Annotated in this window: 15 protein-coding genes; 7 read left to right on the forward strand and 8 right to left on the reverse strand. The window is 66.0% G+C overall.

Annotation, left to right across the window (positions count from 1 at the left end; genetic code table 11):
- Positions 1 to 15: 15 nt before the first annotated feature.
- The 7 genes from CCOS865_RS13435 to CCOS865_RS13465 all read right to left on the reverse strand — a co-directional run bounded on the left by CCOS865_RS13435 (position 16) and on the right by CCOS865_RS13465 (position 8,316).
- Complete coding sequence (locus tag CCOS865_RS13435) at positions 16 to 555, reverse strand: DUF2058 domain-containing protein (protein WP_119141531.1); 540 nt, start codon at positions 553 to 555, stop codon at positions 16 to 18.
- Positions 556 to 581: 26 nt separating this feature from the next.
- On the reverse strand, positions 582 to 1,415 hold the full coding sequence (gene mazG / locus CCOS865_RS13440) for a nucleoside triphosphate pyrophosphohydrolase (protein WP_119141533.1): 834 nt from the start codon (positions 1,413 to 1,415) through the stop codon (positions 582 to 584).
- A 93-nt stretch (positions 1,416 to 1,508) separates the two neighbouring features.
- Positions 1,509 to 3,749, reverse strand: a complete 2,241-nt coding sequence (relA, locus tag CCOS865_RS13445; RefSeq protein ID WP_119141535.1) for a GTP diphosphokinase — start codon at positions 3,747 to 3,749, stop codon at positions 1,509 to 1,511.
- A 96-nt stretch (positions 3,750 to 3,845) separates the two neighbouring features.
- Positions 3,846 to 5,204 carry a 23S rRNA (uracil(1939)-C(5))-methyltransferase RlmD gene (rlmD, locus tag CCOS865_RS13450; protein WP_119141537.1) on the reverse strand — a complete coding sequence of 453 codons (1,359 nt, stop codon included), beginning with the start codon at positions 5,202 to 5,204 and terminating at the stop codon, positions 3,846 to 3,848.
- Positions 5,204 to 6,103 carry a cysteine synthase CysM gene (gene cysM / locus CCOS865_RS13455; protein WP_119141539.1) on the reverse strand — a complete coding sequence of 300 codons (900 nt, stop codon included), beginning with the start codon at positions 6,101 to 6,103 and terminating at the stop codon, positions 5,204 to 5,206. The genes rlmD and cysM overlap by 1 nt, the downstream gene beginning before the upstream one ends.
- A 120-nt stretch (positions 6,104 to 6,223) precedes the next feature.
- On the reverse strand, positions 6,224 to 7,597 hold the full coding sequence (locus tag CCOS865_RS13460) for a sensor histidine kinase (protein ID WP_119141541.1): 1,374 nt from the start codon (positions 7,595 to 7,597) through the stop codon (positions 6,224 to 6,226).
- Positions 7,598 to 7,599: 2 nt separating this feature from the next.
- Positions 7,600 to 8,316, reverse strand: coding sequence for a response regulator transcription factor (locus CCOS865_RS13465; RefSeq protein WP_119141542.1), 717 nt, complete (start codon positions 8,314 to 8,316; stop codon positions 7,600 to 7,602).
- Positions 8,317 to 8,526: 210 nt separating this feature from the next.
- Between CCOS865_RS13465 and CCOS865_RS13470 the strand changes: the two genes are divergently transcribed.
- Genes CCOS865_RS13470 through CCOS865_RS13485 form a run of 4 tightly spaced genes read left to right on the forward strand, consistent with a single transcriptional unit; the run spans position 8,527 to position 13,170 of the window.
- On the forward strand, positions 8,527 to 11,283 hold the full coding sequence (locus tag CCOS865_RS13470) for a response regulator (RefSeq protein WP_119141544.1): 2,757 nt from the start codon (positions 8,527 to 8,529) through the stop codon (positions 11,281 to 11,283).
- Between the two features lie 27 nt (positions 11,284 to 11,310).
- On the forward strand, positions 11,311 to 12,300 hold the full coding sequence (locus CCOS865_RS13475) for a 2-hydroxyacid dehydrogenase (RefSeq protein ID WP_119141545.1): 990 nt from the start codon (positions 11,311 to 11,313) through the stop codon (positions 12,298 to 12,300).
- A 31-nt stretch (positions 12,301 to 12,331) separates the two neighbouring features.
- Positions 12,332 to 12,769, forward strand: a complete 438-nt coding sequence (locus CCOS865_RS13480; protein WP_119141547.1) for a hypothetical protein — start codon at positions 12,332 to 12,334, stop codon at positions 12,767 to 12,769.
- Positions 12,766 to 13,170 carry an META domain-containing protein gene (locus CCOS865_RS13485; protein WP_119141549.1) on the forward strand — a complete coding sequence of 135 codons (405 nt, stop codon included), beginning with the start codon at positions 12,766 to 12,768 and terminating at the stop codon, positions 13,168 to 13,170. Before CCOS865_RS13480 ends, CCOS865_RS13485 begins: the two co-directional genes overlap by 4 nt.
- A 36-nt stretch (positions 13,171 to 13,206) precedes the next feature.
- Here CCOS865_RS13485 and CCOS865_RS13490 read toward each other — a convergent pair whose 3' ends face one another.
- Positions 13,207 to 13,674, reverse strand: coding sequence for a TlpA disulfide reductase family protein (locus CCOS865_RS13490; protein ID WP_119141552.1), 468 nt, complete (start codon positions 13,672 to 13,674; stop codon positions 13,207 to 13,209).
- Between the two features lie 87 nt (positions 13,675 to 13,761).
- On the opposite strand from CCOS865_RS13490, the gene arsC reads away from it, so the two are divergent.
- From arsC to CCOS865_RS13505, 3 genes are read left to right on the forward strand one after another with little or no spacing between them, the layout of a single operon-like run.
- The gene (gene arsC / locus CCOS865_RS13495) at positions 13,762 to 14,115 is read left to right on the forward strand and encodes an arsenate reductase (glutaredoxin) (RefSeq protein ID WP_119141553.1); all 354 of its coding nucleotides are present in this window, start codon (positions 13,762 to 13,764) and stop codon (positions 14,113 to 14,115) included.
- Complete coding sequence (gene wrbA, locus CCOS865_RS13500) at positions 14,112 to 14,717, forward strand: NAD(P)H:quinone oxidoreductase (protein ID WP_119141555.1); 606 nt, start codon at positions 14,112 to 14,114, stop codon at positions 14,715 to 14,717. The genes arsC and wrbA overlap by 4 nt, the downstream gene beginning before the upstream one ends.
- The gene (locus CCOS865_RS13505; protein ID WP_119141648.1) at positions 14,710 to 15,123 is read left to right on the forward strand and encodes a DUF2069 domain-containing protein; all 414 of its coding nucleotides are present in this window, start codon (positions 14,710 to 14,712) and stop codon (positions 15,121 to 15,123) included. The genes wrbA and CCOS865_RS13505 overlap by 8 nt, the downstream gene beginning before the upstream one ends.
- Positions 15,124 to 15,202 lie beyond the last annotated feature (79 nt).

Consider the following 15,202-nt stretch of genomic DNA (forward strand, 5'->3'; position numbering starts at 1 on the left):
CGGGGTTTTTCGCGCTTACCACATGAGATCGTCAGGGATCTTGTAGGCCGCGTACGGATCGTCCTCGTCCGCCTCCTCGACATGCGTGTTGAGCAGCAGGATGCGATTGGGGTCGCGCTCCTGGATCTTCACCGCCGCCTCACGCGGGATCACCTCGTAGCCGCCACCCAAGGCCACCACCGCCAGCGAGCCATTGCTCAGCTTGGTGCGCATCAGCGCGTTGACGGCGATGCGCTTGACCTTCTTGTCGTCGACGAAGTTGTAGTAGTCCTCGCTGGTCAGCTTGGGCAGGCGGGTCGCTTCGATCAATTGCTTGATCTGCGCGGCACGGGCCTTCTGCTCGGCCTTCTCCTGCTGCTGACGGTTGAGCTCCTGGTCACGCTTGGCCTTGTCGGCCATGGCTTCCTTGGCCAGACGCTGCTGGCTGTCGTCTACCTCGACCTGGCCTTTTTGCTCCAGGCGCTTCTGTTTCTTTTCTGCTTTGTTGGTCTGCTGGACCTGCTTCTGGTTAACCAGACCGGCCTTGAGCAATTGGTCGCGAAGGGAAAGGCTCATGGATGTTCACTCACTTATGCAACAGCTCAGCCGCAGCTGGGCAGGTTCTTTTCCTGACGTTTGGCTTCCCCCCAAAGGGCATCCAGTTCGTCAAGGTTACAGGTTTCGATGGGCTTGCCGCTGTCGCGCAAGGCCTGTTCGATGAAGCGGAAACGTCGCTCGAACTTGCGGTTTGCGCGACGCAGGGCGTTTTCCGGGTCTTGCTTGAGGTGGCGTGCCAGGTTGACGGTGGCGAACAGCAGGTCACCGATTTCGTCTTCCAGCGCGTCGCTGTCGCCGTCAGCCATGGCCTGGAGGACTTCGTCCAGCTCCTCGCGGACCTTGTCCAGCACCGGCAACGCATCCGGCCAGTCGAAACCGACCGTGGCGGTGCGCTTCTGCAGCTTGGCCGCGCGCGACAGGGCAGGCAAGGCCGCCGGCACGTCGTCGAGCAACGACAGCTGCTCGGGTTCGCTGTTCTCGGCGCGCTCTTCAGCCTTGATCTGCTCCCAGCGCGTCTTTACCTGGGCCTCGCTCAGGCTAGGGGTGTCGAGCGGCGCGTAGAGCTCGCCGGTGGGGAATACGTGCGGGTGGCGGCGGATCAGCTTGCGGGTGATACCGTCGACCACGCCGGCAAATTCGAAGCGGCCTTCTTCGCGGGCCAGCTGGCTGTAGTAGACCACCTGGAACAACAGGTCGCCGAGCTCGCCCTGCAGGTGCGCGAAGTCACCGCGCTCGATGGTATCGGCGACTTCATAGGCCTCCTCGATCGTGTGCGGGACGATGCTGGCGTAGTCCTGCTTGAGGTCCCAGGGGCAGCCATGGTGCGGGTCGCGCAGGCGGGCCATGAGGTGCAGCAAGTCTTCAAGGGTGTAGAGCATGGGCAGGTCCTTCGGTTGCGCCCTTTTCGCGGGTAAACCCGCTCCCACAACAGGCTGTGGGAGCGGCTTACCCGTAAAGGGCGCGCCGCCGTTTCAAGGGGTGCGATTACGCCGCGTTTCGATGATGTTCGGCAACTGCGAAATCCGCCCCAGTAAACGCCCGAGGGCGTCCAGGCCTGGGATCTCGATGGTCAGCGACATCAAGGCGGTGTTGTCTTCCTTGTTCGAGCGGGTATTGACCGCCAGCACGTTGATCTTCTCGTTGAGCAGCACCTGCGACACGTCGCGCAGCAGCCCCGGGCGGTCGTAGGCACGGATGATGATGTCGACCGGGTAGGTCTGCACCGGCACCGGGCCCCAACTGACCTGGATGATCCGCTCAGGCTCGCGCCCGCTCAGTTGCAGCACCGACGCGCAGTCCTGGCGGTGGATGGTCACGCCGCGGCCCTGGGTGATATAGCCAACGATGGCATCGCCCGGCAGCGGCTGGCAGCAGCCGGCCATCTGCGTCAGCAGGTTGCCGACGCCCTGGATCTGGATGTCGGCACGCTTGCCGGTGCGTGCACCGGACGGCTTGCGCGGGGTCAGCTCGATCTGCTCGATGCGCTCCGGCTCGAGCAACTGCTGGGCGGCGTTGACCAGGTGCGCCAGGCGCAGGTCGCCGGCACCGAGTGCGGCAAACAGGTCTTCGGCGGTCTTCACGTTGGCCTTTTCGGCCAGGCGCTCGAAGTCCACCTGCGGCAGGCCGAGGCGGCTCAGTTCGCGCTCGAGCAGGGTCTTGCCAGCAGCGACGTTCTGGTCGCGGGCCTGCAGCTTGAACCAGTGAACGATCTTCGCCCGCGCCCGCGAGGTGGTCACGTAGCCGAGGTTGGAGTTCAGCCAGTCGCGGCTCGGGCTGCCGTGCTTGCTGGTGATGATCTCGACCTGCTCGCCGGTCTGCAGGCTGTAGTTGAGCGGCACGATGCGCCCGTTGATCTTGGCGCCACGGCAGTTGTGGCCGATCTCGGTGTGCACGCGGTAGGCGAAGTCCAGCGGCGTGGCGCCCTTGGGCAGGTCGATGGCGTGGCCGTCGGGGGTGAAGATGTACACCCGGTCCGGTTCGATATCGACCCGCAGCTGTTCGGCCAGGCCGCCGATGTCACCGAGCTCTTCGTGCCACTCCAGCACCTGGCGCAACCAGGAGATCTTCTCTTCGTAGTGGTTGGAGCTGGCCTTGACGTCGGTGCCCTTGTAGCGCCAGTGGGCGCACACGCCCAGCTCGGCCTCTTCGTGCATGCCGTGGGAGCGGATCTGCACTTCGAGGACCTTGCCCTCCGGGCCGATCACTGCGGTGTGCAGGGAGCGGTAGCCGTTCTCCTTGGGGTTGGCGATGTAGTCGTCGAACTCCTTGGGGATATGCCGCCAGAGGGTATGGACGATGCCCAGCGCGGTGTAGCAGTCGCGGATCTCCGGCACCAGCACGCGCACGGCGCGCACGTCGTAGATCTGGCTGAACTCCAGGCCCTTGCGCTGCATCTTGCGCCAGATCGAATAGATGTGTTTCGCCCGGCCACTGATGTCGGCCTTGACGCCGGTGGCCAGCAGCTCGTTCTGCAACTGGTTCATCACCTCGCCGATGAACCGCTCGCGGTCCAGCCGGCGCTCGTGCAGGAGCTTGGCGATCTGCTTGTACTGGTCAGGCTCGAGGTAGCGGAACGACAGGTCTTCCAGCTCCCACTTGATGTGACCGATACCCAGGCGGTGCGCCAGCGGCGCATAGATGTCGAACACCTCGCGCGCGACGCGCAGGCGTTTTTCGTCGTCGGCGGCCTTTACCGCGCGGATCGCGCAGGTCCGCTCGGCCAGCTTGATCAACGCCACACGGACGTCGTCGACCATGGCCACGAGCATCTTGCGCAGGTTCTCGACCTGCGCCTGCGAGCCGAGCACCAACGACTGGCGTGGGCTCAGGCTGGCGCTGATGGCGGCCATGCGCAGCACGCCGTCGATCAGCTTCGACACCACCGGGCCAAAGCGCTGGCCGACTTCGGCCAGGGTCACCTTGCCTTCGCGGACCGAGCGATAGATCACGGCCGCCACCAGCGAATCCTGATCGAGCTTGAGGTCGGCGAGGATCTCGGCGATCTCCATCCCGGCCTGGAAGCTGGACGTGCCGTCCGCCCACGAATGCTTGGCCGGGTTGCCCTTTTTCTCGACTTCCTGGGCGAACTCGCAGGCTTCTTTCAAGCCCACCCGGTCCAGCGCCGAATCGACCTTGACCACATGATCCAGCCATGCCTCGAGATTGATACTGCCGTCGGTGTTGACCGGCTGGTGCACTCTCACCTGTACCATCTTTGCTTTACCTTTCCATACAGTGCACCCGCGGGCGCACTGAGAATCACCGTGTGGCCTCCAGTCCCTGGAAGCCGCACCAAGCGGCTAGCGTGGCTAGTCCGCTTCGAATAACGCCATGGCTTCGACATGCGCCGTCTGAGGAAACATGTCGAGAATCCCGGCCCTTGTTAACCGGTACCCTTGCCCCACCAGCACCTGAGCGTCTCGCGCCAGTGTGGCCGGGTTGCATGACACATAGACCAACCGCTTGGCCTTGAGGCGTGCGATGCCTTGCACGACCTCGAAAGCACCGTCGCGCGGTGGATCCAAGAGTACCGCAGAAAAGCCCTCGGCGGCCCATGCGGCGCCTGCCAAAGGCTGGGATAAATCGGCCTGAAAAAACCCTGCGTTATGCACATTGTTGTCTCGGGCATTGGCCGCGGCCCGATCGACCATGGCCTGCACACCTTCCACCGCGACCACTTCGCGGGCCTGCCTGGCCAGCGGCAGGGCAAAGTTGCCCAGGCCGCAGAACAGGTCCAGCACACGCTCGTCGGCTTGCGGTGCGAGCCAGGCCAGGGCCTGCTCGATCATGGCCGTGTTGACCTGGGCATTGACCTGCACGAAGTCGCCCGGCCGCCAGGCCAGTTGCATGGCCCATGGCTCCAGGGTGAAGCCCAGGGTCTGCCCGGCCTCGACCGGCGCCGGTTCACCCTCCCCTTGCAACCATAGCTGGGCACCGGCCTCCTTGCAGAAGGCCTGCAGGCGCGCCAGGTCGTCCTCCGGCAGGGGCGCGACGTGGCGCACCAGCACGGCTTCGGCAGTACCGCTGAAGAGTTCGACATGGCCCAGCGCCTGCGGTTTGCTCAGGCTGCGGAGCACCGTCGGCAGATGCCGCATGATCGTCTGCAAGGGCTGTACCAGCACCGGGCAGTCGTCGATGGCAATGATCTCCTGGCTGGCTTCGGCACGGAAACCGACGTCCAGCTGGCGCGCCTTGGGGTCCCAGCGCACGGCGATGCGCGCGCGCCGGCGGTAGCCGAATTCGGGGCCGAACAGCGGCGGCGCCCAGCTTTCCGGCTGGATGCCGGCAACCCGCTGCAACTGTTCGGCGAGCAGACGCTGCTTGAGCGCGAGCTGGTCCGCGTGCGGCAGGTGCTGCAGGTTGCAACCGCCACAGCGGTCGAAGTGCCGGCACGGCGCCTGGCGCCGTTCGGGGCTGGCCTGCAGCACCCGCTCGAGGCGCGCGTCGACGATCTTGCCACGGGCGCCAAGCACCCGCGCCTCGACCGCCTCGCCGGCCAGCGCACCGCTGACGAACCAGGTGCGGCCTTCATGGAAGGCGATGCCGCGGCCGTCACCGGACAGCCGTTCGATGTCCAGCCGTTGCTTCTTGCCAACGGGGACCTGGGGTGCACGGTTACCGCCGGCCGGTTGGAAGCGCAAGCCGCCTTTGCTTTTCTTGCTGGTCATCAGGTCGGGTCAAACAGGCCAGTGGAAAGATAACGATCACCGCGATCACAGATGATCGCAACCATCACGGCGTTTTCCACTTCCTGGGACAGGCGCAACATGCCGGCCACTGCACCACCAGAGGACACACCGCAGAAAATGCCCTCTTCACGGGCAAGGCGGCGGGTGATGTCTTCGGCTTCGGCCTGGGACATGTCCATCACGCGGTCAACGCGGGTGGCGTCGAAGATCTTTGGCAGATACTCCTCGGGCCAGCGGCGGATGCCTGGGATCGACGAGCCGTCCATCGGTTGCAGGCCGACGATCTGCACCGCCGGGTTCTGCTCCTTGAGGTACTGCGAGCAGCCCATGATGGTGCCGGTGGTGCCCATCGAGCTGACGAAATGGGTGATGCTGCCGCCGGTCTGCTGCCAGATTTCCGGGCCGGTGCTGGTGTAGTGGGCGATCGGGTTGTCGCCGTTGGCGAACTGATCGAGGACCAGCCCGCGGCCTTCGGCCTGGAGCTTCTCGGCCAGGTCTCGGGCGCCTTCCATGCCCTCTTCCTTGCTGACCAGGATCAGCTCGGCGCCGTACGCGGTCATCGCCGCCTTGCGTTCGGCGGTGGAGTTGTCGGGCATGATCAGGATCATCTTGTAACCCTTGATCGCGGCCGCCATGGCCAGGGCGATACCGGTGTTGCCGGAGGTCGCTTCGATCAACGTGTCGCCGGGCTTGATCTGGTTGCGCAGTTCGGCGCGGGTGATCATCGACAGCGCCGGGCGGTCCTTGACCGAGCCGGCGGGGTTGTTGCCTTCGAGCTTGAGCAACAGGGTATTGCTGGTTTCCCCTGCGAGGCGCTGCAGGCGAACCAGAGGCGTATTGCCGACGCAATCGGCGATGGTTGGGTACTGCAGGGTCATGGCGTATTTCGCAATCCGGGCGGCAGGGGCGCCTATCATACCGGCAAACCTTTGTTGGCCATATCACGCAATCTGTAGTCTATATAGCTACACGCTATAAGGGCTCTCGGCTGGGTGCGTTCAGCGACTGAGCAATGCGCTGTCCTCGACCTTGTGGTGCACCGCCAGGCGCATGCACAGGCACAGGCCGCGCTTGCCGTTGGCGGCCCACAAGGTCCCGCCCTGGCGCTGGATCGCCCCGCGCGCAATGCTCAAGCCCAGGCCAAAGCCGCCATCGCCCGGCCGCGAACCGTCGAGCCGGGAGAACGGCGCGAAGATCCGCTCCAGGTCCTCTTCGGCCACCCCGCCGCCCTGGTCCTCCAGGCAGATCCGCCAGTAACCGCCTTCACGCTTGGCGCTCAGGCTGATCACCCCGTCTGCCGGAGAATGACGGATGGCATTGCGCAGCAGGTTTTCCAGGGCCTGGGCCAGGTGATTGAGGTTGCCCTCGACCCAGCAGTTGGCCGGCACCTCGCAGCGCAGCCGGGCCACTGACCAGCCGCTTTCGTAGCAGGCATCTTCGGCGAGCATGTCCCACAGCGCCTGCAGCTGGATCGGTTCGAGGTTCATCGGCGCCCGCTCGGCGTCCTGCCAGGCCAGTTGCAGGGTGTCTTCGACCAGCTGCTGCATGCAGTCGACCTCACGGGTCAACCGGTCGCGCAGGCGCTCCAGGTCATTTTCCCCGTCGCAGGCCACGCGCAGGCGGCTGAGCGGTGTACGCATCTCGTGCGACAGGTCGCGCAACAGTTGCTGCTGCAGGGCGACCGTGCCTTGCAGGCGCTCGGCCATCTGGTCGAACGCGCGCGCCAGCTCGCCGAGCTCGTCGTGCCGGCCAATGGTCCGTGAGTCGAGCCGTGCCGACAGCTGATCCGCGCGCCAGGCCTTGGCCTGCTCGCGCAGCTGATTAAGTGGCACGATCAGCATGCGGTACAGGCCGACACACAGCAGCAGGGTGAACAGGCCAGGGATGACGCCGTTGGTCAGCACCCGCCAGAGCAGGCGGTACTGACCGGGGTTGAGGCGCTCGGGCAACTCGATCACCAGCATGCCCTGCTCGGGCGAAGTCGGAAACGGCACCCGCACCCACGGCTGATCGACACTGCGCCGGCTCATCGGCCAGTCGACCCCGCGCAAGCGGGTCAGGCGCTGGACTTCTGCGGTGCTCAGCTCGGCGCCATCGAGTGGCCGCAACCTGGCATCGAGCACGTCCACCCAGCCTGACTCGCGCTGGCGCATCTCGCCCAGCCAGCGCTCGACACCGGCATGGCCGCCCTCTCGCCAGGCCTGTTCGGCCTCGCCGGCGTACCCTCGCAGTACCTGCCGGGCGGGCTCGGAGAGAAAGGCGTTTTGCGTCTCGACGTGGCGACCCCAGGTGTAGCTGAGGCCGATCATCAACAGACAGAAGCCCACCAGCAGGACGGCCAGCCTCCAGAACAGCGAATGCCGATCGAGCATGATCAGTCGACCTCACCGGCGCTGAGCACGTAGCCCTTGCCCCACACCGTGCGGATCTGCCGCTCGTGGTAGCCGACGGCCTTCAGCTTGCGGCGGATCTGGCTGACGTGCATGTCCAGGCTGCGGTCGTGGCGCGAGTAGCCGCGCTGCAGGACCTGCTGATAAAGGAAGGGCTTGCTGAGCACTTCGTCCTGGCTGCGGCTGAGGGTATCCAGCAGGCGGAATTCGCTCGGCGTCAGCCCGGCCCAGTGGCCGTCCAGATTGACGTCGCAGACCCCTTCGTCGAAGCGCAGCTCGCCGGCTTCGACCGCTTGCGGGGCCTTGCGCCGGCTCTCGAGGTCGACCCGACGGAGGATCGCTTCGATGCGCACCTGCAGCTCGGCCATGCTGAACGGCTTGGGCAGGTAGTCGTCGGCGCCACGCTGGAAGCCGGTGATGCGGTCGGCCTCGGCGCCCAGTGCGGACATCAGGATCACCGGCGTGGCGCTGCGTCGACGCAGCTGGGCCAAGGCATCCAGGCCGTTCAGGCCAGGCAGCAGGATGTCCATCAGGACCACGTCGAACACCTGCCGGCCGGCCGTGTCCAGGCCTTCCTGGCCGTTACGGCACCAGGTGACCTGGAACCCGCCACGCTGCAGCTCTTCGTGCAGATAGGCACCGAGCACCGGGTCGTCCTCGATGGCGAGAATGTGCGGGTTGTGAATAGCTACGGGATTCATTGGCTTCTGACATTTATTCTCAATTGCGCGATTATTGGCCATGGCTTGCGGTGAGGCAACCGTCTTACGACCAATGCGTAGGCGCACTGTCATGCCCTGACGACAACAAATCCTCAGCAATGAGTGCATTAGCCCCAGACCCGGAGTAACGTTCCGAAATAATTCCGTCCCGCTCGGCGACGGCCGCCAGGCACATCACAGGAGGCGAGTGTGCTCGATCGTTTGGGAATCAGAAGCCGGGTGCTGTTGCTGGCGTTGTTGCCGGCCAGCCTGATGGCACTGGTGCTGGGCAGCTATTTCACCTGGCTGCAACAGAATGAACTGCGTACCCAGTTGCTCCAGCGCGGCAAGATGATCGCCGAACAGCTGGCACCCCTGGCCGCCCCGGCACTGGCCCAGCACACCGCCGCGCAGCTCGAGCGGATCGCCGCGCAGGCCCTGGAGCAGACCGACGTGCGCGCGGTGGCGTTTCTCGCCCCGGACCGCTCGCGCCTGGCCCACGCCGGCCCGAGCATGCTCAACCAGCCGCCCAGCGGCGGCAGCGGCACGCAGTTGCTGCAACGCACCGGCAACGACGCCACGCGCTACCTGATGCCGGTGTTCGGCCACCACCGCGACCTGGCCACCGACGCCGTGCCGGCCGAGGCCGAGCGCCTGCTTGGCTGGGTCGAGATCGAACTGTCGCATGACGGCACCCTGCTGCGCGGTTACCGCAACCTGTTCACCAGCCTGTTGCTGATTCTCGGCTGCCTGATCCTCACCGCCCTGCTGGCGCTGCGCATGAGCCGCACCATCAACGACCCGATCAGCCGCATCAAGCACGCGGTCAACCAGCTCAAGGACGGCAACCTCGAAGCGCGCCTACCGGCGATGGGCAGCCATGAGCTGGACGAACTGGCCGGCGGCATCAACCGCATGGCCGAAACCCTGCACAACGCCCACGAAGAACTGCAGCACAGCATCGACCAGGCCACCGAAGACGTGCGCCAGAACCTGGAGACCATCGAGATCCAGAACATCGAGCTGGACATGGCGCGCAAAGAGGCCCTGGAGGCCAGCCGGATCAAGTCCGAGTTCCTCGCCAATATGAGCCACGAGATCCGCACCCCGCTCAATGGCATCCTCGGCTTTACCCACCTGCTGCAGAAAAGCGAACTCGCGCCGCGCCAGCTCGACTACCTCGGCACCATCGAGAAGTCCGCCGACAATTTGCTCGGGATCATCAACGAGATCCTCGACTTCTCCAAGATCGAAGCCGGCAAGCTGGTGCTCGACAGCATCCCGTTCAACCTGCGCGACCTGATCCAGGACACCCTGACCATTCTCGCCCCGGCCGCCCATGCCAAGCAGCTCGAGCTGCTCTGCCTGGTCTACCGCGACACCCCGCTGTCGCTGGTCGGCGACCCGCTGCGGCTGAAGCAGATCCTGACCAACCTGGTGAGCAACGCGATCAAGTTCACCCGCGAAGGCACCATCGTCGTGCGGGCCATGCTCGAAGACGACCAGGAAGACAGCGTGCAACTGCGCATCAGCGTGCAGGACACCGGTATCGGCCTGTCGCCGCAAGACGTGCGGACGTTGTTCCAGGCGTTCAGCCAGGCTGACAATTCGCTCTCGCGCCAGCCCGGCGGTACCGGGCTTGGGCTGGTGATCTCCAAGCGCCTGATCGAGCAGATGGGGGGCGAGATCGGCGTCGACAGCACCCCCGGCGAGGGCTCGCAGTTCTGGATCAGCCTGAGCCTGCCCAAGGCCCACGACGATGCCCAGGACCTGCCCCTGCAGCCCTTGCTCGGCCGCCGCGCGGCGATCGTCGACGGCCACGAGCTGGCGCGCCAGGCGCTCGAGCATCAGTTGCAAGACTGCGGCCTGAGCGTCAGCCTGTTCGCCTCCTTCGACCAGTTGCTGCATGGCGTGCAGGCGGCGCACCTGGCGGGGCACGCGTTCGAGTTCGCGGTGCTGGGGGCGACCATGAACAGCCTGTCACCCGAGCAACTGGCGCACTACAACCTGCAGCTGGAGCGCCTGCAATGCCTGTGCGTGGTGCTCTGCCCGACCACCGAGCAGGCGCTGTACCACCCCTACCTGCCCAACCCGCACGGCCAGTTGCTGTCCAAACCGACCTGCACGCGCAAGCTGCGCCGGCTGCTGCTGGAGCTGATCCAGCCGCGCCGCCAGGTCAGCGAAGTGCGCATCCCCGGCAACCAGCGGATGCCGAAGATCCTCTGTGTCGACGACAACCCGGCCAACCTGCTGCTGGTGCAGACCCTGCTCGAAGGGCTGGGTGCCGAGGTGCTGGCGGTCGACAACGGCTACTCGGCGGTCGAAGCCGTGCAGGACGAGCCGTTCGACCTGGTGCTGATGGACGTGCAGATGCCTGGCATGGACGGGCGCGCCTGCACCGAGCAGATCCGCCAGTGGGAAAGCAGCCAGAGCGGCAACCCGCTGCCGATCGTCGCCCTTACCGCGCATGCCATGGCCAATGAAAAGCGCGCCCTGCTGCACAGTGGCATGGACGATTACCTGACCAAGCCGATCAGTGAACGCCAGTTGGCCCAGGTGGTGATGAAGTGGACCGGCCTGAACCTCGGCGCGCCACGCCAGGAGCGCCCCGTCGAGCGCCTGGCCGAGAGCCACGAGCTGAAAGTGCTCGACCCTGAAGAGGGGTTGCGCCTGGCCGCGGGCAAGGCCGACCTCGCCGCCGACATGCTGAGCATGCTGCTGGAGTCGCTGGAGGCGGACCGCGAGGCGATCCGCGTGGCGCGCGAAGCGGGTGACCGCGAGGCGATGATCGAACGGGTGCACCGGCTCAATGGCGCCTCGCGCTACTGCGGCGTACCGCAGTTGCGCGCCGCCTGCCAGCGCAGCGAGACCTTGCTCAAGCAGGACAATCCCCAGGCCTTGCAGGCACTGGACGAGTTGGACCATGCCATCAACCGGCTGGCCGAGCAGGCGCAGATGAGCGCCTGAAGCCGTCACCCGCCAAGGAGCCCCGCCATGCGCGTCCTGTTGTTCAGCAGCCAGCACTATGACCAGGAAAGCTTCACCCGGGCCTGCACCGACCGCGGGCTGGAGCTGCACTTCCAGCCCGCCCGCCTGACCCAGGACACCGCCGCCCTGGCCGACGGCTTCGAGGTGGTCTGCGCGTTCATCAACGACCAGCTCGACAGCGCCACGTTGACCCGCCTGGCCGCCGGTGGCACGCGCCTGATCGCCCTGCGCTCGGCCGGCTACAACCATGTCGACCTGGCCGCCGCCGAGCGCCTGGGCCTGGCCGTGGTGCGCGTACCGGCCTACTCGCCGCACGCGGTGGCCGAGCACGCCGTGGCGCTGATCATGGCCCTCAACCGGCGCCTGCACCGCGCCTACAACCGCACCCGCGAGGGCGACTTCACCCTGCATGGGCTGACCGGTTTCGACCTCCACGGCAAGACCGTCGGGGTGGTCGGCACCGGCCAGATCGGCGCCGCCTTCGCCCGTATCATGGCCGGTTTCGGCTGCCAGCTGCTGGCCTACGACCCCTACCCCAACCCCGAGCTGCTGGCCCTCGGCGCCCGCTACCTGGAACTGCCCGAGCTGCTGCGCCAGTCGCGCATCGTCAGCCTGCACTGCCCGCTGACCGAGCACACCCGCCACCTGATCAACCCGCAGAGCCTGGCCTCGCTGCAGCCCGGCGCGATGCTGATCAATACCGGCCGCGGCGCGCTGGTCGACACCCCGGCGCTGATCGACGCGCTGAAAAGCGGCCAGCTCGGCTACCTGGGCCTGGACGTCTATGAAGAAGAAGCCGAGCTGTTTTTCCAGGACCGCTCCGACCTGCCGCTGCAGGACGATGTGCTGGCGCGGCTGCTGACCTTCCCCAACGTCATCGTCACCGCCCACCAGGCGTTCCTCACCCGCGAGGCGCTCGACGCGATTGCCGACACCACCCTGGACAACATCATCCGCTGGGCGGCAGGCACGCCGCACAACCTGGTCATGAGTTGATGCTAGGATACGCGGCATTTCTGGAGGACCCATGGTCGAGCACGATTTCCGCTACACCCTATTCAACCCGCAACACACCCTGATCGAATGCCGCGCGCTGGTCCCGGGTCGCTACCAGGTGACCGGCAACGGCGGTTCGATCCACAAGGACGATGTCCTGCTGGTGACCCTCAAGGGCAGCAAGGACTTGTCCATGCGCCTTACCGTCGAGAGCGTGCGCCACCTGATCAACCCGCGCGGCCAGTGGGTCGCCGTGGCCAGCGGGCCGGCCTTCAAGGCGCTGGAGATCCTCAACTGGCAGGTCAAGTGCGACAGCTGCGCCGCCGTGCTCGACTTCGAGTTCGCGGTCGACGCCAAGCTCGGCACCAAGGGCCACAAGCCCGCCGCCAGCGAGCGGGTTGCCGCACTGGGCTGGGCCAGCAAGGCCGACAAGCACCTGTGCCCGCGTTGCCAGGAGAGCGCCCAGTGAAAAACATGCTGACCGGCGTGCTGATTGCCACCGGCCTGCTGGGCTGCGCCTCCGAACCGTCGAAGCTGCAACAGGAGCAGAGCTATGTGCTGGAGTGGATTGGCGAACGCCCGCTGATCGACTACAGCCACCTGACCCTGACCCTCGCCGAAGATGGCCGCGCCTACGGCAACGCCGGCTGCAACCACTGGTTTGCGCCGTACACGCTTGCGGGTGAGCAGATCAGCTTCGGCAAGGTCGGCAAGACCCGCAAGCTGTGCGCGCCAGCGCTGATGGAGCAGGAAAAACGCTTCCTGCAGGCGTTGGAAACGGTGCAGCGCTGGGATGTGTCGGCGATCGAGCAGATTCGCTTCTGGCCGGCCGAGGGTAAGCCGTTGCGCTTCTGGCCTGAAGAAGGCTGATCGCCAGTGGGGCTGCGTCGCAGCCCCACGCCGTGATCAGGCGCCGCCCTTGAGCGCCTTGATCTTCGCTTGCAGCCCTTCCAGGGTCTGCTCGCCCATCAGTTGTTCACGCACCTTGCCCTTGTCGTCGATGATGTAGGTCACCGGCAGCGCCTCGCTGCGCGGCAGCTGATAGCGCTCGGCCGGGTCCTGGGCGAGCACGGTAAAACCGATGCCCAGGGTCTCGGACGCTTGCTTGAGGTCCTGCCCCTGCAAGCCGTCGAAGTTGACCCCGACCACCTGGATGCCATCGGCCTGCCACTGCTTGGCCGCGGCGTTCAGTTCGGGGATCTCGGTGCGGCACGGGCCGCACCATTCGGCCCAGTAGTTGAGCACCAGCCAGTGCCCTTCGATCTGTTCAGCCTTTACCGTGTTGCCGTGCTGGTCCACGCCGTAGTCCGCACCGCAACCGCCGAGCAACAGGCTCGCAGTGATGGCCAGTGCAGCTGCCAAACGCTTTGCCATGGGTCAATCCTTCTGGAAGTTTTTCAAACCTGTAATTCAGTCGCTGCGGTTAGAATAGCCGCCACACCCAGCTGGATGCGACCCGTCATGACTGATCTGACTCTCTATCATAACCCGCGCTGCTCGAAATCCCGCGGCGCCCTCGAACTGCTGGAAGCCCGCGGCCTGACCCCGACCATCGTCCGCTACCTCGAGACCCCGCCCGACGCGGCGACCCTCGCGGCCTTGCTCGGCAAACTGGGGATCGCCCCGCGGCAACTGCTGCGCAGCGGCGAAGACGACTACAAGGCGCTCGACCTGGGCAACCCGGCGCTGACCGACGCGCAGTTGATCGCGGCCATGGCCGAGCACCCGAAGCTGATCGAGCGGCCGATCCTGGTCGCCGGTGACAAGGCGGTGATCGGCCGTCCGCCGGAGAAGGTGCTGGAGATCCTGCCGTGAGCGACCCGTACATCCTGGTGCTGTATTACAGCCGCCATGGCTCGACCAGCGAGATGGCCCGGCACATCGCCCGCGGCATCGAGATGAGCGGCCTGGAAGCGCGCCTGCGCACGGTGCCGGCGATCTCTACAGAATGTGAGGCGGTGGCGCCGGACATCCCCGCCAGCGGCGCGCTGTACGCCACACTCGACGACCTGCGCCACTGCGCCGGCCTGGTGCTGGGCAGCCCGACCCGCTTCGGCAACATGGCGGCGCCGATGAAGTACTTCCTCGACGGCACCAGCAGCCTGTGGCTGGGCGGCGAACTGGTCGGCAAGCCGGCGGCGGTGTTCACCTCCACCGCCAGCCTGCACGGCGGCCAGGAGACTACCCTGCAGTCGATGATGCTGCCGCTGATGCACCACGGCATGCTGATCATGGGCCTGCCCTACAGTGAGTCGGCGCTGCTCGAAACCCGCGGTGGCGGTACGCCTTATGGCGCCAGCCACCATGCCGGGGCCGATGGCAAACGCGAACTGGACAGCCACGAGATCACCCTGTGCCGGGCGCTGGGCCAGCGGGTGGCGAACACGGCCAAGGCGCTGGGTGGCGAGCGTGGCTAGACAGCCCAAGGTATTGCCGCCGCTGGCATGGCTCGCGCCCCGTGTGCGCCTGACCCGGGCGCTGAGCCTGGCGTGCTTTTTTGGCCTGATCGCGTTGCTGGTGGTCAACAACCTGTGGTTCGCCAACCTGCATGGGGCGCGGGTCGAGGTGATCCTGGCGATCGAGCTGATCCCGCTGCTGTTGCTGCTGCCGGGCATGCTGATGGGCAGCGCCCGGGCGCATGCCTGGACCTGCTTCGTGGTCAATATCTACTTCATCAAGGGCGTGCTGGCGGCGTTCGATCCGGCGCGGGCGGTATTTGGCTGGGTCGAGGTGCTGGTCAGCCTGGGGCTGTTCGTCAGCGGGCTGCTGTTCGTGCGCTGGAAGTTTCAGTATGAACGGCGCATGGCGGGCGAAGCCGGTTGAATGCATCGCAGGCAAGCCCGCTCCTACAGGCACCATACGCCCTGTAGGAGCGGGTTTACCCGCGATGGAGGCGCCGCGG

Origin of the sequence: Pseudomonas reidholzensis, from assembly GCF_900536025.1 — a bacterium.
Taxonomy (GTDB): Bacteria; Pseudomonadota; Gammaproteobacteria; order Pseudomonadales; family Pseudomonadaceae; genus Aquipseudomonas; species Aquipseudomonas reidholzensis.